The sequence below is a fragment of the Streptomyces sp. NPDC058632 genome (assembly GCF_042717095.1).
GTDB lineage: Bacteria > Actinomycetota > Actinomycetes > Streptomycetales > Streptomycetaceae > Streptomyces.
In genome coordinates, this window is the sequence record NZ_JBHXQZ010000018.1 from 43,437 (window position 1) to 68,874 (window position 25,438).

Below are 25,438 nucleotides of genomic sequence, written 5' to 3' on the forward strand. Positions count from 1 at the left end.
TGCCGAAGGGCCCCACCCGTGGGGCCCTTCGGCATGTGCGGGTGTGATCACCCGCACCTGCGGTGGCCCCTGTGCCGGCCGCCTCCGCCCGCCGTCCCCACCGGGCGGCTCCTGTGCGAGCGGTCCTGGGCGGGCTGTCCGCAAGCCGTTCGTCGCGTGAATTCATTCACGATCACTCAGGTGACCAAAGAGGTTTTCGTGCGATCACGGAGAGGATCATTCGTCTGATCAGGTGAATGGTCCGCCGAATGCCTCAGTGGCATTACGGATTGTGGTTCCCGGTCCGTCCGGCGATCATTGCGTGAAGAACATGTGCGGCCATTTGTATTTAACGCACTCTGTTTTGATCAGGTTCCGGGTATCTACAATCCCGTCCACATCTTGAGCTCAGCCCAAGCGTCAAGGAGGACGAATGGCGGAGCTTTCGCTCTCACCTCAGCCGGGCCAACCCCTCTCCCTCGCAGCTGCCGTGCTGACCGACGACAACCGTGTGCTCGTGGTGGTCATCGGGCTCGTGGCCCTGGCAGCGCTGGCCGTCGCGGGTGTCCTGGTACGCCAGGTGCTCGCGGCCGGCGAGGGCACCGACAAAATGAAGGAGATCGCCGCGGCGGTCCAGGAGGGCGCGAACGCCTATCTGGCCCGCCAGCTTCGCACGCTCGGCGTATTCGCCGTAGTCGTGTTCTTCCTGCTCCTGCTGCTGCCCGCGGACGACTGGAACCAGCGTGCCGGACGATCGGCTTTCTTCTTGATCGGAGCGGCGTTCTCGGCGGCCACCGGATACATCGGCATGTGGCTCGCCGTCCGCGCCAACGTGCGAGTCGCCGCGGCGGCCCGCGAGGCGACACCGGCTCCGGGCGAGCCGGAAAAGGATCTCACCGCCGTCTCGCACAAAGCGATGAGGATCGCTTTTCGCACGGGTGGTGTGGTCGGCATGTTCACCGTCGGACTCGGCCTGCTGGGCGCCGCCTGCGTGGTGCTCGTGTACGCGGCCGACGCGCCGAAGGTGCTCGAGGGCTTCGGGCTCGGGGCCGCGCTCATCGCGATGTTCATGCGGGTCGGCGGCGGCATCTTCACCAAGGCCGCAGACGTCGGCGCCGACCTGGTCGGCAAGGTCGAGAAGGGCATTCCGGAGGACGACCCGCGCAATGCCGCGACCATCGCCGACAACGTGGGCGACAACGTCGGCGACTGCGCGGGCATGGCGGCCGACCTGTTCGAGTCGTACGCCGTGACGCTGGTGGCCGCGCTGATCCTGGGCTCGGTCGCCTTCGGCGACGCCGGACTGGCCTTCCCGCTGCTCGTGCCGGCGATCGGCGTCCTCACCGCGATGATCGGCATCTTCGCGGTGGCCCCCAGACGCACCGACCGCAGCGGCATGAGCGCGATCAACCGCGGCTTCTTCATCTCCGCGGGGATCTCGCTCGTCCTGGTCGCGATCGCCGTGTTCGTCTATCTGCCGTCGTCGTACGCCGGCCTCGACGGTGTCACCGACGCGGCGATCCAGGGCAAGGACGGCGACCCGAGGATCCTCGCGCTCGTCGCGGTCGCCATCGGCATCGTCCTCGCCGCCCTCATCCAGCAGCTCACCGGCTACTTCACCGAGACCACCCGGCGCCCCGTCAAGGACATCGGGAAGACCTCGCTCACCGGCCCGGCCACCGTCGTCCTCGCCGGTATCTCCCTCGGACTCGAATCGGCCGTCTACACCGCTTTGCTGATCGGCCTCGGCGTGTACGGGGCGTTCCTGCTCGGCGGTACGTCGATCATGCTGGCACTGTTCGCGGTGGCGCTCGCGGGTACCGGCCTGCTCACCACGGTCGGTGTGATCGTCGCGATGGACACCTTCGGACCGGTCTCCGACAACGCGCAGGGCATCGCCGAGATGTCCGGCGACGTGGAGGGCGCCGGAGCCCAGGTGCTCACCGACCTGGACGCCGTCGGCAACACCACCAAGGCCATCACCAAGGGCATTGCCATCGCCACGGCGGTTCTCGCGGCGGCGGCGCTGTTCGGCTCGTACCGCGACGCCATCACCACCGGCGCACGGGACGTGGGCGAACGGCTCAGCGGGGAGGGCGCCCCGATGAGCCTGATGATGGACATCTCGCAGCCCAACAACCTCGTCGGGCTCATCGCGGGCGCGGCGGTCGTCTTCCTCTTCTCGGGGCTGGCGATCAACGCGGTGTCGCGCTCGGCGGGTTCGGTGGTCTTCGAGGTGCGGCGGCAGTTCCGTGAGAGGCCCGGGATCATGGACTACAGCGAGAAACCGGAGTACGGCAAGGTCGTCGACATCTGCACCAAGGACGCCCTGCGCGAACTCGCCACACCCGGTCTGCTCGCCGTGATGGCACCCATCTTCATCGGGTTCACGCTCGGCGTCGGGGCGCTCGGCGCCTTCCTCGCGGGCGCGATCGGCTCGGGCACCCTCATGGCGGTGTTCCTCGCCAACTCCGGTGGCGCGTGGGACAACGCGAAGAAACTCGTCGAGGACGGCCACTACGGCGGCAAGGGCAGCGAGGCCCACGAGGCGACCATCATCGGCGACACCGTCGGCGACCCCTTCAAGGACACCGCGGGACCGGCCATCAACCCGCTGCTGAAGGTGATGAACCTGGTCGCGCTGCTCATCGCACCCGCGGTCATCCAGTTCTCCTACGGCGCGGACAAGAACGTCGGCGTACGGGTGCTGATCGCGGTCCTCGCCCTGGCCGTGATCGTCGGCTCGGTGTACGTGTCCAAACGGCGCGGGATCGCCATGGGTGACGAAGGCGATGTCGAACCGGACTCCAAGCCGGCCGACCCGGCGGTGGTTTCGTAGGTCCGCCACCGAGCCCCGGCTCAAGGTGCGGGCGGACGGCGCGCTGTGACGACGCGTCGCCCGCCCGCGCTGTGTGCTGCGCGCCCCTCGTCGTGAGCCTTCTCTCGATGGTGCAAATGGCTTCAATGGTGGTCTTAGCAGACATTCGACGGGGAGATGTCGCGCATCTGGCGTGTATGTTCCGGGGCCGGAAGCCATGGAAGGGGCCGATCCGGTGAAGAAGAAGCTCGCGGCCGCGCTGTCCAGCGGTGCGGTACTGGTACTGGCGCTGACGGGATGCGGCGGCGACGACGACAACGAGAAGTTGGACTCCTGGGCGGACCAGGTCTGCGGCGCGGTACAGCCGCAGGCGAAGAAGATCCAGGCAGCCAACGCCGCGATCCAGAAGGAGACCTCGGACAACAGCACCCCGGAAGAGGTCCAGAAGACCGACTCGAAGGCCTTCCAGGACATGTCCGACGCCTACAAGGCGATCGGCGCGGCCGTGACCAAGGCGGGGGCGCCGGACGTCGAGAACGGCGAGAAGAAGCAGACGGACGCGGTCAAGGAACTCAACAGCATCTCCACGTCGTACGCCTCCCTGAAGAAGCAGGTCGACGGGCTCGACACGGACGACCAGGCCAAGTTCGCCGACGGTCTGAAGGACATCGCCACCGAGCTGGACAAGCTCAGCAAGAGCGGCAACGACGCCCTCAAGACGCTGGAGGAGGGCGAGGTCGGCGAGGCGATGGCCCGGCAGCCCAGCTGCAAGACGGCCACCGGTTCGGCGCAGTCCACGACGGGCTGACGGCGCGCCGGCGCACAGCCGCCCTCACCCCGTGACCACGGGGGCCGCCGCGACCGCCGCCGCGGCCTCCACGGCCGTGGCCCGCGACGGCTGCCACCGCCGGGCGGTCGTGGCGTCACGGCACGCGCGGGGTGAGGGCGGCGGCCACAATGGAGGGCGTGAGTAACGCCGGCCTGCCGCCCCTGCCCTCGTCCGACCGTCCCGACACCGCCGCCCGCCTCCGGGACGCGCTGCTCGGGGCCTCCTTCACCGCCGACGGACTGCTCGAACTGCTCGGCGCCCCCGCGTACGCGGCGCTGGCCCGCAGTGAGACCGTGCCCGCCTTCCGGGCCACGCGCGGAGACACCCCGCTGGAGACGCTCGTACGCCTGTTCCTGTTGCAGCAACCCGTGCCGCACGCGCGCGTGGCGGACGTGCTGCCCGTCGACGCCTGCCTGGAGGACGGGTGGCTGGCCCGCGCCGGCGCGGGCGACGTCACCGCGACCGTGGACGTACGGCCGTACAGCGGGCCCGTGGACGAGGACTGGTTCATCGTGTCCGACCTCGGGTGTGCGGTCGGCGGCGCGGGCGGCATCGGCAGTGCGCACGAGGGCGTCGTCCTCGGCGTCGGCGGGGCGTCCACGACCCTGGCCGGCATCACCGTCCGCACGCCCGTGGCCTCCGCGCTCGACCTCGGTACCGGCTCCGGCATCCAGGCGCTGCACGCCACCCGGCACGCCACCCGCGTGACGGCCACCGACGTCAACCCGCGCGCGCTGCACATCACCGGGCTCACCCTGGCCCTCTCCGGGGCCCCGGCCGCCGATCTGCGCGAGGGGTCGCTGTTCGCACCGGTCCGCGCGGACGAGACGTACGACCTGATCGTGTCCAACCCGCCCTTCGTGATCTCGCCGGCCGCGCGGCTCACCTACCGCGACGGCGGTATGGGCGGAGACGATCTGTGCCGCACGCTCGTCCAGGAGGCGGGGGAGCGGCTCGGGGACGGAGGGTTCGCGCAGTTCCTCGCCAACTGGCAGCACGTCGAAGGGGAGGACTGGCAGGACAGGCTCAGGTCATGGGTGCCTCGTGGGTGCGACGCCTGGATCGTGCAGCGCGAGGTGCAGGACGTCAGTCAGTACACCGAGCTGTGGCTGCGGGACGCCGGCGACCACCGCGGTGACGCGGCCGAGTACCGGGCGCGCTACGACGCCTGGCTGGACGAGTTCGAGGCGCGCGGAGTGAGGGCGGTCGGCTTCGGCTGGATCACGCTGCGCAAGTCGGGTGCCGACCTGCCGTCGGTCACGGCGGAGGAATGGCCGCATCCGGTCGAGCAGCCGCTCGGGGACACGGTGCGGGCCCACTTCGAGCGGCTCGACCACCTCCGTACGCACGACGACGCGGCGCTGCTCGAGACGCGCTTCAAGCTGGCCGCCGAGGTGGTGCAGGAGCAGGTCGGGCTGCCCGGCGCGGAGGATCCGGAGCATGTGGTGCTGCGCCAGAACCACGGCATGCGCCGGGCCACCCGGGTGGACACCATCGGTGCCGGCTTCGCCGGTGTGAGCGACGGCACGATGAGCGCGGGCCGCATCCTCGACGCCATCGCCCAGCTCCTCGGCGAGGACCCGGTCGTGCTGCGCGACCGCACCCCGGCCCAGATCCGGCTGCTGGTCGAGCAGGGCTTCCTGGAGCCGGTGAGGTGAGGGTGCGGGACTTCCGGTCCTGATGACGGTGAGGACGGGGCGAGGGCTCGGGAGGGGGATCGAAGGCCCGGGAGGGGGATCGAAGGCCCGGGAGGGCAGACGGGACTCCGGAGGGAAGAAGGGCTCGGGAGGGTGGTGGGTTCGCCAAATTCCGAGTTGTTTCGGACACCCTCGCCGAGGCCGGCCGCCGTCGCACCCGCCCCCGTCGTGCCCGCCCCCGCCGCCCCTGCGTTCACTTCCGGTTCGCCTTCACGCCGCTCGCGCGTGCCAGTCTCACCCCCGGGCCGGCGTCAGCGGCCGGGAAGAAGGGCTCGGGGACCATGGAAAGCGGACCGGCGATCTTCGCGGGGATGGTGTTCTGCCTGTTCGGGGGCGGACTGCTGGCCTGGATCGCGACCAGCGTCCGCCGGCATCGCCCCGTGGCCCAGGGCATGAGTCCGGTCGCCTCGGTCACCGTCGCGAGCCTGGTCTCGCTGACCTCTTTCCTCGTCGGGGTGTGGTGCCTCACCCGCCTCTGAGGGCCGGCCGAGGAGCGCGGGCGAACAGGGGGTTCCGGTAATCGAGAGGTCGCGCTCCGCATGAGGGCGGGCAGGGTCCGGGCAGTCCGGGCGGCAGGAACGGTGCAAGTCGGGTTACCGTTCGAGTGGCCGTTGCGGGCTTTTCCCGTTTGACACGGGGGCGGGATGTACCGTCACACTCCGCAGCGTCACGAGCCGTGAATGCAGACCCGATCCCGGGACGAGAGCCCGGAGAGGCCCCAGCGTCGACCGGAGAGAAGAGCGAAGTTGTCCCCGACCAGCGAGACCGCGAAGGGCGGCCGCCGACTCGTCATCGTCGAGTCGCCTGCCAAGGCGAAGACGATCAAGGGCTATCTCGGCCCTGGCTACATCGTCGAGGCGAGCGTCGGGCATATTCGCGACCTTCCCAACGGTGCCGCGGAGGTGCCCGAGAAGTACACCGGTGAGGTCCGCCGTCTCGGTGTGGACGTCGACCATGACTTCCAGCCGATCTATGTGGTCAACGCCGACAAGCGGGCCCAGGTCAAGAAGCTCAAGGACCTGCTGAAGGAATCCGACGAACTCTTCCTCGCCACCGATGAGGACCGCGAGGGCGAGGCCATCGCCTGGCACCTGCAGGAAGTGCTCAAGCCGAAGATCCCCGTCAAGCGGATGGTCTTCCACGAGATCACCAAGGAAGCGATCCGCGCGGCCGTGGCCAACCCGCGCCAGCTCAACCAGAAGCTGGTCGACGCCCAGGAGACCCGCCGCATCCTCGACCGCCTCTACGGCTACGAGGTCTCGCCGGTCCTGTGGAAGAAGGTCATGCCCCGGCTGTCCGCCGGCCGTGTCCAGTCCGTCGCCACCCGGCTCGTCGTCGAGCGGGAACGCGAGCGCATCGCGTTCCGTTCCGCCGCGTACTGGGACCTGACCGGCACCTTCGCGACCGGCCGCGCCGGGGACTCGTCGGACCCGTCGACGCTCGTCGCCCGTCTGCAGTCCGTCGACGGCAGGCGCGTCGCGCAGGGCCGCGACTTCGACTCCCTGGGGCGGCTGAAGAGCGCGAACACCCTCCAGCTCGACGAGGCGAACGCCCGCGCCCTGGCCGCCGCCCTGGAGAACACCCGGTTCTCCGTGCGGTCCGTCGAGTCCAAGCCGTACCGCCGCTCGCCGTACGCCCCGTTCCGTACGACGACGCTGCAGCAGGAGGCGAGCCGCAAGCTCGGCTTCGGCGCCAAGGCCACCATGCAGGTCGCACAGAAGCTGTACGAGAACGGCTACATCACCTACATGCGTACGGACTCGACGACGCTGAGCGAGACGGCGGTCACCGCCGCCCGCGCCCAGGTCACGCAGCTGTACGGCGCCGACTACCTGCCGCCGCAGCCGCGCACCTACGCCGGGAAGGTGAAGAACGCGCAGGAGGCGCACGAGGCGATCCGCCCCTCCGGCGACCGCTTCCGCACCCCTGCCGAGACCGGCCTGACCGGCGACCAGTTCCGGCTCTACGAGCTGATCTGGAAGCGGACCGTCGCCTCCCAGATGAAGGACGCCACCGGAAACTCCGTCACCGTGAAGATCGGTGGCACGGCGGCCGACGGACGCGACGTCGAGTTCACCGCGTCCGGCAAGACCATCACCTTCCACGGCTTCCTGAAGGCCTACGTCGAGGGCGCGGACGACCCGAACGCCGAACTCGACGACCGCGAGCGCCGGCTGCCGCAGGTCGCCGAGGGCGACGCCCTCACCGTCGAGGAGATCACGGCCGACGGCCACGCCACCAAGCCCCCGGCCCGCTACACCGAGGCGTCGCTGGTCAAGGAGCTGGAGGAGCGGGAGATCGGTCGTCCGTCGACGTACGCGTCGATCATCGGCACGATCCTCGACCGCGGCTACGTGTTCAAGAAGGGCACGGCCCTGGTGCCGTCCTTCCTCTCCTTCGCCGTCGTCAACCTGCTGGAGAAGCACTTCGGCCGCCTCGTCGACTACGACTTCACCGCTCGCATGGAGGACGACCTCGACCGCATCGCGCGCGGCGAGGCGCGGTCAGTGCCGTGGCTCAAGCGGTTCTACTTCGGCGAGAGCGCTCCCGACAGCGACTTCCCCGCAGGCGGCAGCGGCGGCGGCGCGGCCGAGGCGGGCAACGGCGACGGGGACCACCTCGGCGGCCTCAAGGAGCTGGTGACCGACCTGGGCGCGATCGACGCGCGCGAGGTGTCGTCGTTCCCGGTGGGCGACGGCATCGTGCTGCGGGTCGGCCGCTACGGCCCGTACATCGAGCGCGGCGAGAAGGACTCCGAGAACCACCAGCGCGCCGACGTCCCCGAGGACCTGGCGCCCGACGAGCTGACGGTGGAGCACGCCGAGGAGCTGCTCGCCAAGCCGAGCGGTGACTTCGAGCTGGGCACCGACCCGTCGACGGGCCACCCGATCGTCGCCAAGGACGGCCGCTACGGCCCGTACGTCACGGAGGTCCTCCCCGAGGGCACCCCGAAGACCGGCAAGAACGCGGTCAAGCCGCGCACGGCCTCCCTCTTCAAGTCGATGTCCCTGGACACGGTGACGCTCGACGACGCGCTGAGGCTGATGTCGCTGCCGCGCGTGGTGGGCGCCGACGCGGAGGGCGTGGAGATCACCGCGCAGAACGGCCGGTACGGGCCGTATCTGAAGAAGGGCACCGACTCGCGGTCGCTGCAGTCCGAGGAGCAGCTCTTCACGATCACGCTGGAGGAGGCGCTGGCGATCTACGCCCAGCCCAAGCAGCGTGGGCGGGCCGCGGCCAAGCCGCCGCTGAAGGAGCTGGGCACCGATCCCGTCAGCGAGAAGCCGGTCGTCGTCAAGGACGGCCGCTTCGGCCCGTACGTCACCGACGGCGAGACCAACGCGACCCTGCGCTCCGGCGACAGCGTCGAGACGATCACCCAGGAGCGCGGGTTCGAGCTGCTCGCCGAGAAGCGCGCCAAGGGGCCCGCCAAGAAGACGGCGAAGAAGGCGGCGAAGAAGGCCCCGGCGAAGAAGACGGCGGCCGTCAAGAAGACCGCGGCGAAGAAGACCACGGCCGCGGCGAAGACGACGGCGGCGCGGAAGACGACGACGGCGACGGCTGCTGCGACGAAGACCGCCGAGAAGAAGGCGACGGCCGCCTCGGGCGGCGCCGACGCCGAGGACTGAGGGGCCTTCAGGATCTGTCCGTTCCCAGGTGTGGATCTTCGCCTGGGGTTCGGAATGCGAACGTCCCGGCAACACTTCGGTGTCGGGACGTGCGCATGCCAGGGCGGGGCCCGGGGTGTCGGCGCGGGCCGATAGGCTGAACGCATGACGCGAGCCGAGCCGCCAACGGACCCTCAGACGGCCCCCGACGACGCCCTGGTCGCGGACTCCCGCGAGCGCGCCGTCCGGGCCCTGCTGCGCAGCCCACAGCAGAAACGCCTCTGGAGCGCACAGCTCGTGGGCGGTGTCGGGGACATCCTCGCCCTCCTCGTGCTGGTGCTCCTCGCCCTCCAGGCAGCGGTCGCCGAAGGTTCGTTCGGCGGCGGCTACCGGGGCGTCGCGTTCGCAGTGGCGACCGTTTTCGGGGTGCGGATCCTCGCGACGCTGCTGTTCGGTGCCGTTCTCCTCGGCCCGCTCACGTCGCTCACCTCGCCGGGCGGCCCGCTGGACCGCCGCTGGACCATGGTCGGCGCGGACGGACTGCGGGCGGCCCTGCTCATCGTCGCGCCGCTGTGGATCGACTGGACGCCCGACGACGCGCTCGCCCTGCTCCTCGTCACCACCTTCGTGACGTCGGTCGCCGAGCGGTTCTGGACGGTGTGCCGCGAGAGCGCGGCGCCCGCGCTGCTGCCCGCCCCGCCCTTGGAGGGCGCGACGGTGCGGCCGCTGCCGGACCACATGGACGCGCTGCGCCGCCTGTCGCTGCGTACGGGCTTCGTGGCGGTGCCCGCCGCGGCCCTCGCCCTCGTCGTCGCGGGACTCTTCAACAACCTGCTGGGCACGGGCATCGACTGGTTCGAGCAGCACCAGGGGGCGCTCGCCTCGTACGTCGCGGCCGGACTGTTCGCCGCGTCGCTGTCCATGGTGACGTTCCTCGAACTGCCCGGCACGCGCACCCCGCGCGCGCGGTCGCCGCTGGAAGGGCTGCGCCGCCCGAAGACCGGCTCCGGTTCCGGTTCCGGTTCCGACAAGGGTCGCACCGGCGCCATGCCGCTGCTGGTGCTCGCGTCCGCGTCCGTGGCCGCCGCGGTGTCGGCCGCCGTCGGGGTGTTCGTGCTGCACGCCAAGGACCTGGGCGGCGGGCCCGTGCTGTACGGCCTGCTGGTGGCCGCGCTGACCGGCGGTGTCGTCGTCGGCATACGGACGGCGCCGGCCCTCCTGCCGTCGCTGTCGCGGCGCCGGCTGCTCGCGCTGGCGCTCGCCTTCACCGGCGTCGCACTGCTCGCCGCCGGACTCGTGCCGGACGTCACCAGCGTGCTGCTGATCGCCGCACTGGCCGGTGTCGGCGCGGGCACGGCGGCCAACACCGGGCACACCCTGCTCGACCAGGAGACCGAGGACCAGCGGCGGGCCCGTACGACGGAGCACCTGCACGCGGTCGTCCGCCTCTTCGTGGCACTCGGCGCGGTGATCGCCCCGCTGGTGGCCGCGGTCATCGGACCGCACCGGCTGGAGAGCGGCCGGTTCGTCTTCGCGCACGGCGGTGCCGCGTTCACGCTGATGCTGGTGGGCGCGCTGCTGCTGCCGGTGGCCGCACTCGTCCTGGCCAAGGTCGACGACCGTTCCGGGGTGCCGCTGCGCCAGGACCTGCGGGACGCGCTGCTCGGCGGTGACGACCCCCGGCCCGCACTGGCGGGCACCGGGTTCTTCATCGCCCTGGAGGGCGGCGACGGGGCGGGGAAGTCCACCCAGGCCGAGGCGCTCGCCGAGTGGATCCGGGACAAGGGCCACGAAGTCGTCCTCACGCGAGAGCCGGGGGCGACGCCGGTCGGCAAGCGGCTGAGGTCGATCCTGCTGGACGTCTCCAGCGCCGGACTGTCCCACCGCGCGGAGGCCCTGCTGTACGCGGCGGACCGCGCCGAGCACATCGACACGGTCGTACGGCCCGCCCTGGAGCGCGGCGCGGTCGTCGTCTCCGACCGGTACATCGACTCCTCCGTGGCCTACCAGGGCGCCGGGCGCGACCTGTCGCCGACCGAGATCGCCCGCATCAACCGCTGGGCGACCAACGGCCTCGTACCGCACCTCACCGTGCTGCTCGACGTGGCGCCGGAGACCGCGCGCGAGCGGTTCACCGAGGCGCCGGACCGGCTGGAGTCGGAGCCCGCCGAGTTCCACGCGCGCGTGCGGGCCGGTTTCCTCACGCTGGCCGCGGCCGACCCCGGCCGGTACCTGGTCGTCGACGCCGGTCAGGAACCGGACGCGGTCGGTACGGCCATCCGGCACCGGCTCGACCAGGTGCTGCCGCTGTCCGAGGCCGAGATCGAGGCCATCGAGGAAGCGCGGCGCAAGGCCGAGGAGGAGGCCCGCCGCAAGGCGGAGGAGGAAGCGGCGCGCAAGGCCGAGGAGGAGCGCCTGGAACGTGAGCGCCAGGAGCAGCTGGCGCGGCTGCGCGCCGAGGAGGAGGAGCGCAAGCGGCGCGAGCTGGAGGAGGCGCAGCGGCGCGAGGCCGAACGGCAGGCGGAGGAGGCCCGGCAGCGCGCCGAGGAGGCCGCCCGCCGTGCCGAGGAGGAGCGGCAGCGGCTCCTCGCGGAGGAGAAGGCGCGCGCGGAGGCGGAAGCCCTCCGCAAGGCGGAGGAGGAGCGCCGCCGAAAGCAGGCCGAGGAGGAGGCGCGGCTGCGCGCCGAGGCCGAGGCACTGCGCCTGGAGAAGCAGCGCAAGGCCGAGGAGGCACTGCGGCGGGCCGAGGAGGCCCGGCGCCTCGCGGAAGAGGCCGCGGCCGCGGCGGCGACGGGTCCTTCCCGCAGGATCACGCCGATCACGCCGGACACGCCGGACACGCCGAGCGGGTCGGACGCGTCTCGCGGGTCCGCGTCGGCGGACGAGACGGCGGTGCTGCCCAGGATGCCGGGCGACACGGCGGGAGCCGGAGCCGGAGAGGACGGGTCGGGCTCCGGTGAGTCCTCGGACCGGTTCCGCAAGGACCGGCGTGACTCCGCGTGGGGCGAGAGCGGGGGACAGCCCGGCTGGGCCAGGTCCTCCCAGCCGTCCGAGGCCGAGGTGACGACCGAGCTGCCGCAGGTGCCGGTTCCGCCGAAGGCGGCCGACGACGAGACCGAGGTGCTGCCGGCCGTGCCGCCGCCGGGCGCCACGGAGGAGACGGCGGTGCTCCCCGCGATCACCCAGGACGACGACGAGGTGACCAGCACGCGCGAGCTGCCCCAGGTCGACCTCGAGAACATGCCGGACCGGCGCGGGCAGCGCTCGGACTGGGCCGAGGAGACCCCGCTGGACGACCTGCCGACCCTGGCGGACGAACTGCTGGGCTCGCGCGACGACGAGCACGGCGAACCGGGCGGGCCCGACGAGGGCGGCCGGGGCAAGGGCAAGGGTTGGGGACGGCGCCGCTGACACGAGCGGCGGTCCACCGGGGCGCGCCGATGCCGGGCTGGGCGGGGGCGGAACGACGGCCCCCGCCCAGCGCCGTTCCCCCCGGGCCGGCCCGCCGTCGGTCCGGGACTGTCGGCGGTCACCCCCACAATGGATTCGGTCACTGGATCCGGCCAATGGATCCAGTGAGTAACGGCGGACATGACGGAAGGGCGGAGTGACCCATGACCGTGTGGGACGACCTCGTCGGGCAGCAGCGGGTGAGCGACCAGCTCGCCGCCGCCGCGCGGGACGCCGACGCCCTCGTCACGGCCGCGGCGGCCGACGCCACCCCGCCGGAGGCGTCGAGGATGACGCACGCGTGGCTGTTCACCGGCCCGCCCGGCGCGGGGCGCAACCAGGCGGCGCGTGCCTTCGCCGCCGCGCTGCAGTGCGTGAGCCCCGACCGCGCGCTCGGCGGCTCCCCGGGCTGCGGATTCTGCGACGGCTGCCACACCGCCCTGATCGGCACCCACGCCGACGTCAGCTCGATCGCTGCCGTCGGCGCGGTGATCCGGGTGGCGGACATGCGTGACACCGTCCGCAAGTCGTTCACGGCGCCGGCGAACGGCCGCTGGCAGGTGATCCTCGTCGAGGACGCCGAACGGCTGAACGAGAGCTCCGCCAACGCCGTCCTCAAGGCCGTCGAGGAGCCCGCGTCCCGCACGGTCTGGCTGCTCTGCGCCCCCTCCGTCGAGGACGTCCTGCCGACGATCCGCTCCCGCTGCCGCCACCTCAACCTGACCACGCCCTCCGTGGACGCCGTCGCCGACCTGCTCGTACGACGTGAGGGCATCGAGCCGGACGTCGCCGCGGCCGTGGCCCGCGCCACCCAGGGACACGTCGACCGGGCCCGCCGGCTGGCCACCGACCCGGCGGCCCGGGAGCGCCGTGCCGCCGTACTGAAGCTGCCGCTGCGGGTCGACGACATCGGGAGCGCGCTCAAGGCGGCCCAGGAACTCGTGGACGCCGCCGCCGAGGACGCCAAGCAGCTGGCCGAGCAGACGGACACCAAGGAGACCGACGAGCTGAAGGCGGCACTCGGCGCGGCGCAGGGCGGCCGGCTGCCGCGCGGCACCGCGGGCGTGGTCAAGGATCTGGAGGACATGCAGAAGCGCCGCAGAACCCGCACCCAGCGGGACAGCCTCGACGTGGCCCTGACCGACCTCACCAGCTTCTACCGCGACGTCCTCGCCCTGCAGCTCGGCTCCCGCATCGCCCTCGCCAACGCGGACGCCGAGGACACCCTGGAGCGCCTGGCCCGGGGCAGCTCCCCCGAATCCACACTCCGCCGCATCGAGGCCATCACCGCCTGCCGCGACGCCCTCGACCGCAACGTGGCCCCGCTCCTGGCGGTGGAGGCGATGACGATGGCCCTCAGAGCGGGCTGATCACTCGACCGGAACTCGCGACTCGCACGAGGCGCGACCCGCACACAGTGCACCCACTCCATCGCGCAGAGTTACGCTCGCTGTATGCACACATGGCGCACCCTCCGTAGGACCCGTACCGGAGCCACGCTGCTCGCCGCCGCCGCGCTCCTGGTTTCCGGCTGCTCCTCCGGAAGCACGACGAGCACCACGAGTTCCGCGCGCTCGGCGGCGAAGGAGACGGTGGTGCCGGCCGCCCTGCCCCGCTCCACGCCCGAGGCGCTCACGCCGTACTACGAGCAGAAGCCGGCCTGGCGCGACTGCGGCGCGCCCGGCTTCCAGTGCGCCACGCTGAAGGCCCCGCTCGACTACGCCGACCCGTCCGCCGGAGACATCCGCCTCGCCGTGTCCCGCAAGAAGGCCACGGGCCCGGGGGAGCGGCTGGGATCCCTGCTGGTCAACCCCGGCGGACCGGGCGGCTCGGCGATCGGCTACCTCCAGGCGTACGCCGGCATCGGCTACCCGAAGGAGGTGCGCGCCCGCTACGACATGGTGGCCGTGGACCCGAGAGGCGTGGCCCGCAGCGAGCCCGTCGAATGCCTGGACGGCCCCGAGATGGACGCGCACACGCGGACGGACTTCACACCGGACGACGAGAGGGAGACGGACGCGCTGGTCGACGCGTACCGGAAGTTCGCCGAGGGCTGCGCGACGGACGCGCCGAAGCTGCTGCGCCACGTGTCCACCGTCGAAGCGGCCCGGGACATGGACATCGTGCGGGCGGCACTGGGCGACGAGAAACTGAACTTCGTCGGCGCCTCCTACGGGACCTTCCTCGGGGCGACGTACGCGGGGCTCTTCCCGGGCCGGACGGGCCGTTTGGTGCTGGACGGCGCCCTGGACCCGTCCCTGCCGGCGCGGCAGCTCAACATCGAGCAGACGGCGGGCTTCGACACGGCGTTCACGGCCTTCGCGAAGGACTGCGCACGGCAGGGCGACTGCCCGCTCGGCGGCCGGAACACCGGTCCCGAGGAGGCCGGCGGGAACCTGAAGGAGTTCTTCGGCAAGGTCGACGCCCAGCCGGTCCCCACCGGTGACGCCGACGGTCGTGAGCTCACCGAGTCGCTGGCCACCATCGGCGTGATCGCCGCGATGTACGACGAGGGTGCCTGGCCGCTCCTGCGCAAGGCCTTGACGGCGGCGATGAAGGAGAACGACGGCGCCGGACTCCTCGCCCTGGCCGACAGCTACTACGAACGCGACGCCGACGGCGAGTACGCCAACCTGATGTTCGCCAACGCCGCCGTGAACTGCCTGGACCTCCCGGCCGCCTTCGACTCCCCGGAACAGGTGCGTGAGGCGCTCCCCGAGTTCGAGAAGGCGTCCCCGGTCTTCGGCGAGGGCTTCGCCTGGGCCGCCCTGAACTGCACGTACTGGCCGGTCGGCGCCACGGGCGAGCCCCAGCGCATCGAGGCCGGGGGAGCGGCCCCGATCGTCGTCGTCGGCACCACGCGCGACCCCGCGACCCCCTACCGCTGGGCGAAGGCCCTGGCCGACCAGCTCACCTCGGCCCGCCTCCTCACGTACGAGGGCGACGGCCACACCGCCTACGGCCGGGGCAGCGACTGCATCGACTCCGCGATCAACACCTACCTCGTCGACGGCACCCCGCCCGCAGACGGAAAGCGCTGCTCATAGCCGGTGTACCTGCCCCGGAGGCAGGCCTGTCGGTCCTCCTCCGGGGCAGGTACGGAGCACCATCCGAAACTGTGTAGACTTACCGTCGTCGCTGATCGCACCATGGTGCCGGCAGCGCGCCGCCTTAGCTCAGATGGCCAGAGCAACGCACTCGTAATGCGTAGGTCTCGGGTTCGAATCCCGAAGGCGGCTCTGCGAAACCCCAGGACTCACTCGCCGTGACCTGGGGTTTTGTGCTTTCCAAGATCAATCCATAGTGGCAGAACCCCCGTTGCGAGACACCATGATCGCCTCCGGTGGACAACCGGTGGACAGATGGGCGGCGAGCGTGCAGACCGGTGGACAAGCAGGAGGCCGCTGGCAAGTGATGCGAGGGCGATCCCAGGAACGCATCCGCGGTTCACTGGCAGCGCCCCGTTACGAGCGCTCTTGGTGGGTTCCTGTAAACGAGCGGTGTCACGGCGCTGGTTGTGGAGAATCGGTCGGTCAGAACATCACGGTGGAGGATCCGGTCGTGAACGTGATGCGCTTCGACGCGGAGGCCGGCGAGTTCGTCCTCGGCGTCCGGGAGGAGAGCGTGCAGCTCCTGCGGGGCATGGGCGCGATCCGCCTCCAGATGGGACTGGAGGTGAAGGCGCCCGCCGCATGTCCCCGTGGAGACGGTGGGCCGCTCCGGGGTGAGGGCCTGGCGCCGACTGCGGGATTGGACCGAGGCCGGCGTGTGGCCGCGCCTGCACGCTGCCCTGCTGGCCGAGCTTCGTCGGGCCGGCCTGCCGGACCTGGACGACTGCTCCGTGGACGGGTCGCACGTCCGGGCTCTCAAAGGGGGGATCACGCCGGCCCCTCACCCGTCGACCGTGCTCGCCCCGGATCCAAGCACCACCTGATCGTCGACCGCCACGGAACCCCGCTCGCCGTCACTCTCACCGGCGGCAACCGGGCACGACGTCACCCAGCTCCTGCCACTGCTGGACGCCGTCCCATCGATTCGAGGACTGCGGGGACGCCCCCGCCGAAGGCCCCGGCACCTGTACGCCGACCGGGGCTACGGCTTCGACAAGTACCGCCGCCTGCTGCGGAAGCGCGGCATCAAACCCCTGATCGCCCGACGTGGCGTCGCCCACGGCTCCGGACTGGGCAAGGTGCGTTGGGTGGTCGGGCGCGCCTTCGCCTGGCTGCACCAGTTCAAACGGCTCCGCACCCGCTACGAACGACGCGCCGATCTTCACCAGGGCCTGCTCGAACCGGCCTGCAGTCTCATATGCCTCCGCCGCCTACGCACCTCATCCTGAAGCGATCAGTCGGCTACGGTGAACCAACCCCGGCCGCACCTCGTTCAGAAGCGGTTGCAGCGACCACACTGCGGACCGTATGTCCTGATCCGTGACGTCAAGAGGCTCTGGCAGGCTCAGACCGTACTCGCGTAGCCGCCAGAGGTTGAAAACTTCGCTCCCGTCGGCTGCGAAGTCCACATCGACCTCAGTGCCGTTGTCGCTCACGAAGCGGCACCCTGCCCCATGGGCCTTGTAGGAGTAGGTGCCGATGTGACCGCTCCGGCTGATCCGGCGAGAACGGGCCAGGCCGACGATGTCCGCCAGCCGCTCGAGCGAGGGGATTGCCACCCTCATGGCCTCATCGATCGCATTCGGAGCGCGGACGTGACCGAGCACGAGGTCTCGCGCAGCCCCGCCCCGTTCCATGTGGCGTCATCCCCCTGAGCCCGTGGCTCAAGGGATTGTTCCATGGGACCTCCAGCGTCTCCGCAGGACGGCATTCTGAAACGATCAGTAAAGCCTGTCGCAGAAGAAGATCAGGGGTCGGTTCCGGCTGTGATCCGCGCCAGCAAGCGATTCTCTGCATAGTGTTCTCGCTGTTCTCGCCGTCTACGCCTCACACGGCCGTGGATCCGGCGTCGGCAGTCCCCGTGGGGAGCGGTGTGGCGGCGAAGACGGAGTCCGGGTCGACTGCGGACTTCACGGCGAGCAAACGCTCGGTGTTCGGCCCGTAGGAGTTCGCAACCTGGTCGGGAGTCTCCGGCCCCAGGAAGTTCACGTAACCGCCCGGCATTGAGAACGGCTCGAGGGCTGCGTGAAGCTCTCCCAGCCAGCGCAGGTGCGGTGAGCTGCCGTCGCCACGTCCTACGTGACCCTTGCTTTCGCCGCTCTCCCACATTGAGATCAGCTCGACCATCAGGTGCGGTTCGCGTCGGCCGAAAGCCGTCGAGCCGAGAGGTACACGGGCGGCTGCACCGTGGAACTGATGCCACACGATCGCGGAGAACGGTGAGGTGAACTCCTGGGCAGCTCGCTCCAGCACGGTCGCGATGGAGCCGGTGACGCTCTGGACGGTCCGCGTGCGAATCGCGCCCATCCGCCCGGGCGGGAACATGGCGTCCGTCGCGGCCAGTGCCGCAGAACGGGCGACCGGTCCGACCTCGGCGAGCATGGGTGTACCGAGTCGGCCCAGGGCACGCACCGGCCCGTTCTCTGCGTTCCCCACCTCAAGATCCCCCGACCAGGTCGGCGCGACGTACACCGTCGGCCTGCCGTCCGGGCCGGGAAGGAACCCCACGTCCACCGTCAGCTCGTCGGGACTGTCCTGAAGGATCCCACCGAGGTCGGCCAGAATGCCGGCGCTCCGGGCGATCGGGTACAAGATGGTTCCCGACACCACCGTCGGCACGGGGTGCAGACGGATCCGGGCCGAGGTCACGACACCGAAGTTGCCGCCGCCGCCGCGCAACGCCCAGAAGAGGTCCGGATGATGTTCAGCGTCGGTGTTCACTCGCGAACCGTCGGCCAGGACGACTTCGGCACCGAGCAGGTTGTCGGCTGCGAGCCCGAACTGCCCGATCAGGGGACCGTATCCGCCGCCGAGCGTGAGGCCGACCATCCCGACGGCGCCCGCCGTTCCGGTGACGGCGGTCAGGCCCACCCGCTCGGCGGCCGATACGACGTCGGACGAGAGCGCCCCGCCACCCACCGTCGCGAAACGGTGGTTGATGTCGACCTGAACTCCCCGCATGTCGGTCAGATCGAGAACCAGCCCACCGGGACGGAACGCCCGGCCCCAGAAGTCGTGACCCCCGCCACGCACTGAGAGCGGCACCCCATGGTTACGAGACGCGCGTACTCCGGCCTGCACGTCAGCGGTGGTCGCGCACCGCACGACGACAGACGGACGGACATCGACCGCTGCGTTGAACAACGCCACTGCTCGTGTGTACTCCGGTCCGTTGGTGAGCACACGGCCCGCTGGAATATGGGACCGCAGCTCAGCCAGCAAAGCAGTGCTGACTGCGTCGCGGGCATCGGCATCGGTAGGGGACTGCATGGTCACTCCTGTGTGTTGCTCATCGGGTGCGGCCGTCGAGGGCGCAGAGTGGATCCGGAGACCGGGTGGTCAGCGAAGTTCGTAGCGTTCTGCCTCGGTCGGCGAGGGCGTTCCAAACCGCCGGACGGCCGGCGATATATCGGAGATAGAGCTCGGCGTCCTGAACGGATCAGGAGGACGGGGAGTCGGGCTCGGCGCACTGCTGGGCGAGGACGGTTGCCATGTCGGGCAGCAGGACGGCCACGGGGTCGTGGGTCAGCTCTGTCATGCGCAGGCGTCCCCCGACGGTGGCGACACCGAGGACGTGCTCACCGCGCAGTTGGGTGGTCTGCGCCGGTCCCCACAGAGCGGTGAGACAGGTGCGGCCGTGTGCCGGCGTCTCCACCACCCCGAGATTGGTGATCTGGATGTCGGCGGCGGTGACAACGGTCATCATCGCCTCGGCCTCTTCGGGGGTGGCCGGCGGCTGCTGGGCCAGCGCCTCCGAGCCGGTCTTGAGTACCTGCGGTGCGCGCTGGCGTTCCAGAGCCTGGTGATGTTGCCGGGCCAGTTCCCAGAAATCCCGGGCCTGGGATGCCTCGCTCGCCGTGCGCGCCCCCGCGAACCGGTTGGCGACGGCGTCGGGCAGACCTGCGGCACGGCGCAGGTCGATCGGGCTCAGCACCCTCACCCGGGTGCGGCCCGCTCGGTGGAAGACCGTGCAGGCGGCAGCGCACAGGGCGGCGTGCACGGACACGCCCTCAGTGCGGCAACGGCTCACGAGCCGTGCGGTCAGACCGCGTTGCAAGGCCAAGGCGGAAACGTGCGGTGCCCGTCCCGAGAACTGCGTCAGCTCGCCGGGCGCGTTCATCAGCTCATCTTGGGGCGGGCCTACGGTGGGCGTCGCAGCGTCGAGGGCTCGCAGGAGAGCCTCCTGGGAGGGCGGTACATCCCGCCCCGAGGTCGGCTCTCCGCCCTCCCTGTCGCCGTCGAGAGCGGCGACAAGGTCTGCCACCACCCGCATGCCGCCGGTGCCGTCGGTGATCTGGTGGGCGAAGGTCAGCACGATGACGCTGCCGGTCTCCGCGGGAATGAGTACAGTCCGCATCAGCGGGCCGGGCTCCGGTGCGATGGGGCGCGTCTGCTCACCAGCGACAACCGCCTGCCAGGGAGTTCCCTCGGCGGCCGTTTCGACCCTGACCGGACCCTCTGCCCAGCGGTATCGGGCCTGGGGAGCTCGGCGGTCGACCGAGACGCGAAGCAACGGGTGCAGTGCCTGCACATCCCGCAGTGCCCGCGCCAGAGTCTGCTCGGAGACCTTCCGGCCGATCTCGGCGACCAGGGAGAACTGGACGGGGTTCCGGTGCATGTAAAGGTCGATGGTCCGCTCGAAAGCTCCGAGTTCCCTCGCCGTCTCTGCGTGCGTATGGCTGATCGACATCCAGGGGGTCCTTTCTCCACTGATGTGACGTGACGGCGTCGCTACCCGGACGCACCCTGGCGAGGCGGGAGTTCGGCCTCCTGTTGAGCGATCGTCTCGGCCGGTCGGCTGTCCACCAGGCGCTTCGACGTTTTGCGGAAGGCCCAGGCGACGACTAGCGCGGCCACCACGGTCAGGGGGGTGCCCATGGCGATCTTCGCGAAGGCGAGCCAGCCGGTGGCGTCGTGCACGTAGAGCCACTGCTTCACCACGAACCGGGCTCCGAGGACGAGTGCCGCGGCGAGGGTGGCGATGTCGTGTGCCCGCAGAACCTGACGGTCCTCGCGCCAGGCGTACGTGCCCCCGTGCAGGAGGTTCCACGCCACGCCGGTCAGGGGGCGGCGGAAGAGGACCGAACCGAATGTGGCGAGGAAACCGGCGAAGGCCACCCAGATGCCAAGCAGGAAGAAGTCCTTGGCGGAACCGGTGAACGCGACGATGCCTGCCGCGACCAGAACGCCGGTCAGGCTGCTGGAGGCGGCGAGGAGACGTTCGCCGCGCACCATCCGGGCCACGGTGAGCACCGCACCGGTGGCGACGGCCGCGATTACGGCCGCCTTCGTGGACAGCAAGGCGAGAGCGATCACGAACACCGCGACCGGGACGGTCGAGTAGACGAATCCCGCCGTGCCGCCCATGGACTCGAGCATGGGCGGCCGCGGGGCGGGGGGCGACGTGCTCCTGGGGCTCCTGCTGCTGGTTGGGGAGGGGCCGTGCCGGCCTTCGGGGTGGGACATCGATCACTCCTGGTCACGTGCTGCGGCTTCGGCGTTCCTAGGGCATTTCTCGTCGCGTGGCACTGCGGTTCAGGCGCTCCAGCCGCCTCCCACGGCTCGGCTCGCGAGATAGGAGTCGCGCAGTGCCTTACGCAGTCCGGGGACGAACACGTCGAACCGCGCTGCATGCGCCTTGAGGTCGGACTTGTGGGTGCGGCGGTCTTCCTTGCTCCACACCGAGGTCAGCTCCAGCTCCACGGCCAGGACGGCCATGGCCAGCTCGTCCGTCAGGTCCTCGGCGGGAGCGTCGTCGAGAACGGTCGCGCGCACCCGGTCCTGGAGGGCGTGCACCAGATCCGGGTGCACCACGGTGACCCGGTCGGTGGATACGACCCCCAGCTTTTTCTGACGTGTGACGGCGACATCCCCGGAGGCGAGCAGCTGGTTGCGAACCGGGGTTTCGGCCTTGTGGGCCTTGTTGTGCAGGAACTTGAGCCAGCCCTTGGGCTTGTCCTCAGGCAGGTCGTACCAGACTGCGGCGGTGAACGGGTCCTCAGGCGGGTTGCCGGGGAGTCGCCGGACCTTCCCCCCGGTGGCGTCCAGCAGACCGTCGCGGGCCAGCTCGGTCATCGCCCCTGCCCGCAGCAGCTGGCCGCGCCCCTGAATATTGTCGAGCTGGAACTTCTCCTTCTTGACGGTATAGCAGAGCAAATACAGCTTCTGAGCGAGAGTCGTGGGCACGGTAGCTCCCTTACGTGTTAGCCGATGTAAGCCAAGGGATTTTTGTCGCCGATGAAGAAGTGAAATACGCACAGCGGCAAGATCTGCCCGTCACGCCCTCCTCGGCTCGCCCTTACGGAAATGGAAAGAACAGAAGCGGGCGTTTGCCACTCCATATCTTCCAGTGAGCGACTTCCCTGCCGCTGCGTTGCCTTCCAGTGGGACTACTACCTCCGGTTCGGGCCGTGAAACTGGTGACGTTACGGCACACTTCGGCGCACCGCAGGGGAGGGGCGTTTCGTGACATTGCTGAGGTTATTGCTCTGCTTCAGGCCGGCCTGAGAGCTTTCGTGCCAGAGGTATCGCGGTCCTGAAGGCTGCCCCGCCACTCAGTGTGGGGCCGGCTGAGATTCCGCAGAAGGGTTGGATTTTCCCGTTGCAACCCGGCTTGTAGCCTTCGGTCGGGCTCGCCCAAATCACGCGAACCGGGCTTCGTTGAGCGGCATCAGAAGTTACGGGAAGTCTTAGTCGAACGGCTCGGGCCCGCTGCCGGACGACAGCACGTCGACGCCTGGCGTTCCGTTCTATTTTCCGCGGTATTGCAATGGGGCCTGCTGGCCTCCGGATCCGGTATGACTGTTGCTCCTGGTCGACCCAATGGCCTGGAGGTGTCACCGGGCCCGGGAGGTGCCGTCGGAGACGCTGATAAGAGGTCCGGCTACTTGCCCGGTCCGGCGCCATGCCGGACAGTCCTTGGAGGGCAGGTCTGCATAACGTGGATGCGCGCGCACGGCACCACTGTCGATCCCGGCGCCGTCTACCCCCTGGGAAGGGTGCGATGTTCGGCACCGAAGACGTGGGTGTGTTCCTCGGCCTGGGCGTCGGCATGACGGCCCCTCACGGACACGGACTGACTCGGGTCGGCAAGAAGGTCTTCGACAAGCAGCTGCTCAACAGTGGCCCGAGGCTGCGGGCCGTGTTCGACGAACCGGCCGCGAAGTTCGGCACGGCGCTGGTGATTGTGAACCAGCCCGCCTCCTTCGGCGCCCTGCCCCTGGCCGTCGCCGGGCACGCCCTGGGCAGACCCCCCGACTTCGACGATCTCCGCACGCCACCGAGAGCGTGCGGCCCGCACCCTCATGCGCTCTCCCCTGCATCACCCTGCCCTTGCGTCATAGTTTTCAATGGGCTCACGGCGTGACCGCGTCGACGCACCGGACGGTGAGGGAGACATCGATCATGGCGTGGAGCACCCGGGAGGTGGCGGAGCTGGCCGGCGTCAGTCTTAGGGCCGTACGGCACTACCACGACATCGGGCTGCTCGACGAGCCGGACCGCCGCTCCAACGGGTACAAGCAGTACGGCGTCAGCCACCTCGTCCGACTCCTGCGGATTAAGCGCCTCACCGTTCTGGGGTTCTCCCTCTCCCAGATCGCGGACATGCGCGACGACCCGGATTCCGACCCCGACCTGCGCGATCTGCGGGCTCTCGACGATGAGCTGGCCGCCACCATCGAACGCCTGCAACACGCCCGCGCCGAGGTCGGCGCCCTCCTGCGAAGAACGGCCGCGAGCGATCTTCCCCTCCGCTTCGCCTCCGTGGACGAGACAGCCGAGCTCCCTCACCCGGACCGCTCTTTCGTCACCGTTCTCGGTACGGTCCTCGGACCCAGTGGGATGGACGCCTATGCGGACTTGCTCCATCAGGAGCCGCAGCCGGTGGCACGCGAACTCGACGAGCTTCCCGCCGATGCCGACGAGCCGACGCGCCAGAGTCTCGCCGAGCGTCTCGTGCCTTACGTCCGAGGTCTCCGGGCCCGGCATCCCGGGCTCAGCGACCTTGCTTCAGACGCCCCGCGCGGCCGGCAGCACACCGCTCGCACCATCGGCAAAGCCATCAGCGATCTCTACAATCCGGCCCAGGTGGACGTGATGCAGCGGCTCCACGAGCTCCTGTCCGATTCGGATGACCCACGGCGACCGCTCTCAGAGGGCGGTCCATGACTCTTTGAGTGGTTTCCTGGCTCGCCTGATGGTGTGACGAATGGACGAAAGAGTCGTTGCCGCCGCCACTGCCACCCACTGCCTGGACATCAGTACTCCGCGACACCCTGGTCTCCCTTGCCTGCAGCCTCATCTGCTACCGACGCCTCACGAAGGCCCATTCAGGGCCGTGTTGCGAGCTCTATGAGACCGGAAGCGGAGATGGCGAGGTGCCGAAACAGCCCTGGGACGCCGACGAGGCGCGGACCACTCCAGGAGCCTTCGGCCGAACCGACCCCCTGGGCCTCCCAGAGGTCTTCCGCTCCCAGGTGGAGTCGGCGCAACGTGCCTTCGGTCTCGCGCCTGAAGTGTTCGAAGGACACCAGACGCTGCCACAGAGGGTCAGGGCGGCAGGGGACGGTGGCATCGCGGGCCGACCGTTCTTCGGCGAGCCGACTGTACAGAGGTGTGCTCCCGTTCATGGTTTCGCCGGAGGCCTGCAGTCGGGCGTGAGCCGGGCTGCAGGAATGTTTGCCGCGCGCTTGCTCCGGAAGACGAGGGCCGGCTCTGCGCTTGCCACTGCCAGCCGGTGCGCTGCCCTTCGAGTCGACCCCATGATCATTCGGCACATGTGCCAGAACGATTTCTCCACCCTCCCGGATACTGCTTCCGGTTTCCATCGGCCGACCCTGGCCCGCTTTTCGCGCAGCAGCCGCCTCCGCCAACGGCCTTGGCGATTGCGGAAACCGCAACCCAGCCCGCTTCGCCGGCAGCCGACTTGGCTCGCCTACGCGCCGACCGTCGCTTTGAATGCCTGATTGCTCGGCACGTGGCAGGGAAGGGAGAGATCGTCATGGGAGACCAGGCCACCGTCTGCGGTTGGCCGGGATGAAGGGCTGGGTCTGTGAGCAGTATGTGGATGTACGCGCAGGACAGCGGTCACACGTACGGCCAGTCGCTGGTGGGCTTCACCGTGGAGGCCGCGGACGGGGGCATCGGCCACGTAGACCGTCAGCAGGACCAGCCCGGCATGCAGCACCTGGTGATCGACACCGGCATGTGGAAGTTCGGCAGAAGCGTGCTGGTCCCGGCCGGTGCCGTCATTGCCATCGACATCAGGACGCAGACGGTGAAGGTCGCACCGTCCCGGGAGGAAATCAAAGACGCTCCCCGATTCGCCACCGACAGCGAGACAGGTGATCCCGAGTACCTGTCCGCGGTCGGCGACTACTACCTTTCTCTCCGCTCCGCGCCCCTTCGCTGAACCTGAGCGCATCCCGCGGGGTCCACCTGCCCGGGAGAATCGGTACCCCACCGCGACGCCGACCGGCCCCGGCGCGGCTGCCTTGGCAGCTCCGGTTCCGGTGTGCCGGCGGACAGCCGCTCCTGCCCTGCGTCCAGGGCGGAGTGGTGGGGAGGGCGTTGGCCGCCGCTCCGGTGCGGTTCCCCGGCGATGCGCACCGCAGGACTTCACTGGCAGCCTCCATAGGAAATCTGTTGTGGCGGAAGTAGACATGCGGGTGTCACAGGGGCTAGTGTCCTGTCCGTAGCCAAGAAATCGAGTAGGTCCGGCAGGGATGAACTGCCGGGAAGCAGTAACGCAGTTGCAGGACGCAGGACGGTGCGGTGGTGGAGTTGCGAAGCCAGGATCGTTGAAGGACGGCGACGGGACTGGCCCCGGACCGGGTGGCCCACAGTGGATCAGGGGCCGCCGCAAGCAGTACCGCAGTCCGCAGTACCAGTGGTCCCCCGGTAAAGGCGTCCGGCTGCGGCGCGCGTACCGGGAAGTTCGGCAGTGG

At 70.0% G+C, this 25,438-nt stretch carries 15 protein-coding genes, 1 tRNA gene and 2 pseudogenes; 13 read left to right on the forward strand and 5 right to left on the reverse strand.

The genetic code is table 11. The features are described 5' to 3' along the window. The first annotated feature begins 412 nt into the window (after positions 1-412). The 10 genes and pseudogenes from ACFWVE_RS09935 to ACFWVE_RS09980 all read left to right on the forward strand — a co-directional run. The gene (locus ACFWVE_RS09935) at positions 413-2,818 is read left to right on the forward strand and encodes a sodium-translocating pyrophosphatase (protein ID WP_384010126.1); all 2,406 of its coding nucleotides are present in this window, start codon (positions 413-415) and stop codon (positions 2,816-2,818) included. A gap of 196 nt (positions 2,819-3,014) precedes the next feature. Then, positions 3,015-3,605 (forward strand): small secreted protein, encoded by a 591-nt coding sequence (locus ACFWVE_RS09940; RefSeq protein ID WP_384010128.1) that lies wholly within the window; start codon positions 3,015-3,017, stop codon positions 3,603-3,605. Positions 3,606-3,754: 149 nt separating this feature from the next. After that, positions 3,755-5,284: a methyltransferase gene (locus tag ACFWVE_RS09945; protein ID WP_384010131.1), complete on the forward strand. Its 1,530-nt coding sequence runs from the start codon at positions 3,755-3,757 to the stop codon at positions 5,282-5,284. A 320-nt stretch (positions 5,285-5,604) separates the two neighbouring features. Next, positions 5,605-5,802, forward strand: coding sequence for a hypothetical protein (locus tag ACFWVE_RS09950; RefSeq protein ID WP_384010134.1), 198 nt, complete (start codon positions 5,605-5,607; stop codon positions 5,800-5,802). Positions 5,803-6,069: 267 nt separating this feature from the next. Further along, on the forward strand, positions 6,070-8,952 hold the full coding sequence (topA, locus tag ACFWVE_RS09955) for a type I DNA topoisomerase (protein WP_384010136.1): 2,883 nt from the start codon (positions 6,070-6,072) through the stop codon (positions 8,950-8,952). A 144-nt stretch (positions 8,953-9,096) separates the two neighbouring features. After that, positions 9,097-12,342: a dTMP kinase gene (gene tmk, locus ACFWVE_RS09960; RefSeq protein WP_384010139.1), complete on the forward strand. Its 3,246-nt coding sequence runs from the start codon at positions 9,097-9,099 to the stop codon at positions 12,340-12,342. Positions 12,343-12,545: 203 nt separating this feature from the next. Beyond that, positions 12,546-13,751, forward strand: a complete 1,206-nt coding sequence (locus ACFWVE_RS09965) for a DNA polymerase III subunit delta' (protein WP_384010144.1) — start codon at positions 12,546-12,548, stop codon at positions 13,749-13,751. An 84-nt stretch (positions 13,752-13,835) separates the two neighbouring features. Beyond that, complete coding sequence (locus ACFWVE_RS09970; protein WP_384010147.1) at positions 13,836-15,428, forward strand: alpha/beta hydrolase; 1,593 nt, start codon at positions 13,836-13,838, stop codon at positions 15,426-15,428. A gap of 118 nt (positions 15,429-15,546) precedes the next feature. After that, positions 15,547-15,620, forward strand: a tRNA-Thr gene (locus ACFWVE_RS09975). A 455-nt stretch (positions 15,621-16,075) separates the two neighbouring features. Beyond that, positions 16,076-16,720 (forward strand): annotated as a pseudogene (locus tag ACFWVE_RS09980) (IS5 family transposase); the annotation flags it as partial. Here ACFWVE_RS09980 and ACFWVE_RS09985 read toward each other — a convergent pair. The 5 genes from ACFWVE_RS09985 to ACFWVE_RS10005 form a co-directional block, all read right to left on the reverse strand. Beyond that, positions 16,712-17,050, reverse strand: a complete 339-nt coding sequence (locus ACFWVE_RS09985; protein ID WP_384010151.1) for a DUF6896 domain-containing protein — start codon at positions 17,048-17,050, stop codon at positions 16,712-16,714. The pseudogene ACFWVE_RS09980 and the gene ACFWVE_RS09985 overlap by 9 nt on opposite strands. Positions 17,051-17,318: 268 nt before the next feature. Continuing rightward, on the reverse strand, positions 17,319-18,761 hold the full coding sequence (locus ACFWVE_RS09990) for an FAD-binding protein (protein WP_384010154.1): 1,443 nt from the start codon (positions 18,759-18,761) through the stop codon (positions 17,319-17,321). Positions 18,762-18,930: 169 nt separating this feature from the next. Next, on the reverse strand, positions 18,931-20,181 hold the full coding sequence (locus tag ACFWVE_RS09995; RefSeq protein WP_384010157.1) for a peptide synthetase: 1,251 nt from the start codon (positions 20,179-20,181) through the stop codon (positions 18,931-18,933). A 41-nt stretch (positions 20,182-20,222) separates the two neighbouring features. Beyond that, positions 20,223-20,870: a DUF3159 domain-containing protein gene (locus ACFWVE_RS10000; RefSeq protein ID WP_384010206.1), complete on the reverse strand. Its 648-nt coding sequence runs from the start codon at positions 20,868-20,870 to the stop codon at positions 20,223-20,225. A 156-nt stretch (positions 20,871-21,026) separates the two neighbouring features. After that, on the reverse strand, positions 21,027-21,677 hold the full coding sequence (locus tag ACFWVE_RS10005) for a GPP34 family phosphoprotein (protein WP_384010160.1): 651 nt from the start codon (positions 21,675-21,677) through the stop codon (positions 21,027-21,029). A gap of 817 nt (positions 21,678-22,494) precedes the next feature. On the opposite strand from ACFWVE_RS10005, the pseudogene ACFWVE_RS10010 reads away from it, so the two are divergent. The 3 genes and pseudogenes from ACFWVE_RS10010 to ACFWVE_RS10020 form a co-directional block, all read left to right on the forward strand. Beyond that, positions 22,495-22,731 (forward strand): annotated as a pseudogene (locus ACFWVE_RS10010) (IS110 family transposase); the annotation flags it as partial. A 164-nt stretch (positions 22,732-22,895) separates the two neighbouring features. Beyond that, positions 22,896-23,660: a MerR family transcriptional regulator gene (locus tag ACFWVE_RS10015; RefSeq protein WP_384010163.1), complete on the forward strand. Its 765-nt coding sequence runs from the start codon at positions 22,896-22,898 to the stop codon at positions 23,658-23,660. 892 nt (positions 23,661-24,552) lie between these two features. Beyond that, positions 24,553-24,903 (forward strand): PRC-barrel domain containing protein, encoded by a 351-nt coding sequence (locus ACFWVE_RS10020; RefSeq protein ID WP_384010209.1) that lies wholly within the window; start codon positions 24,553-24,555, stop codon positions 24,901-24,903. Positions 24,904-25,438 lie beyond the last annotated feature (535 nt).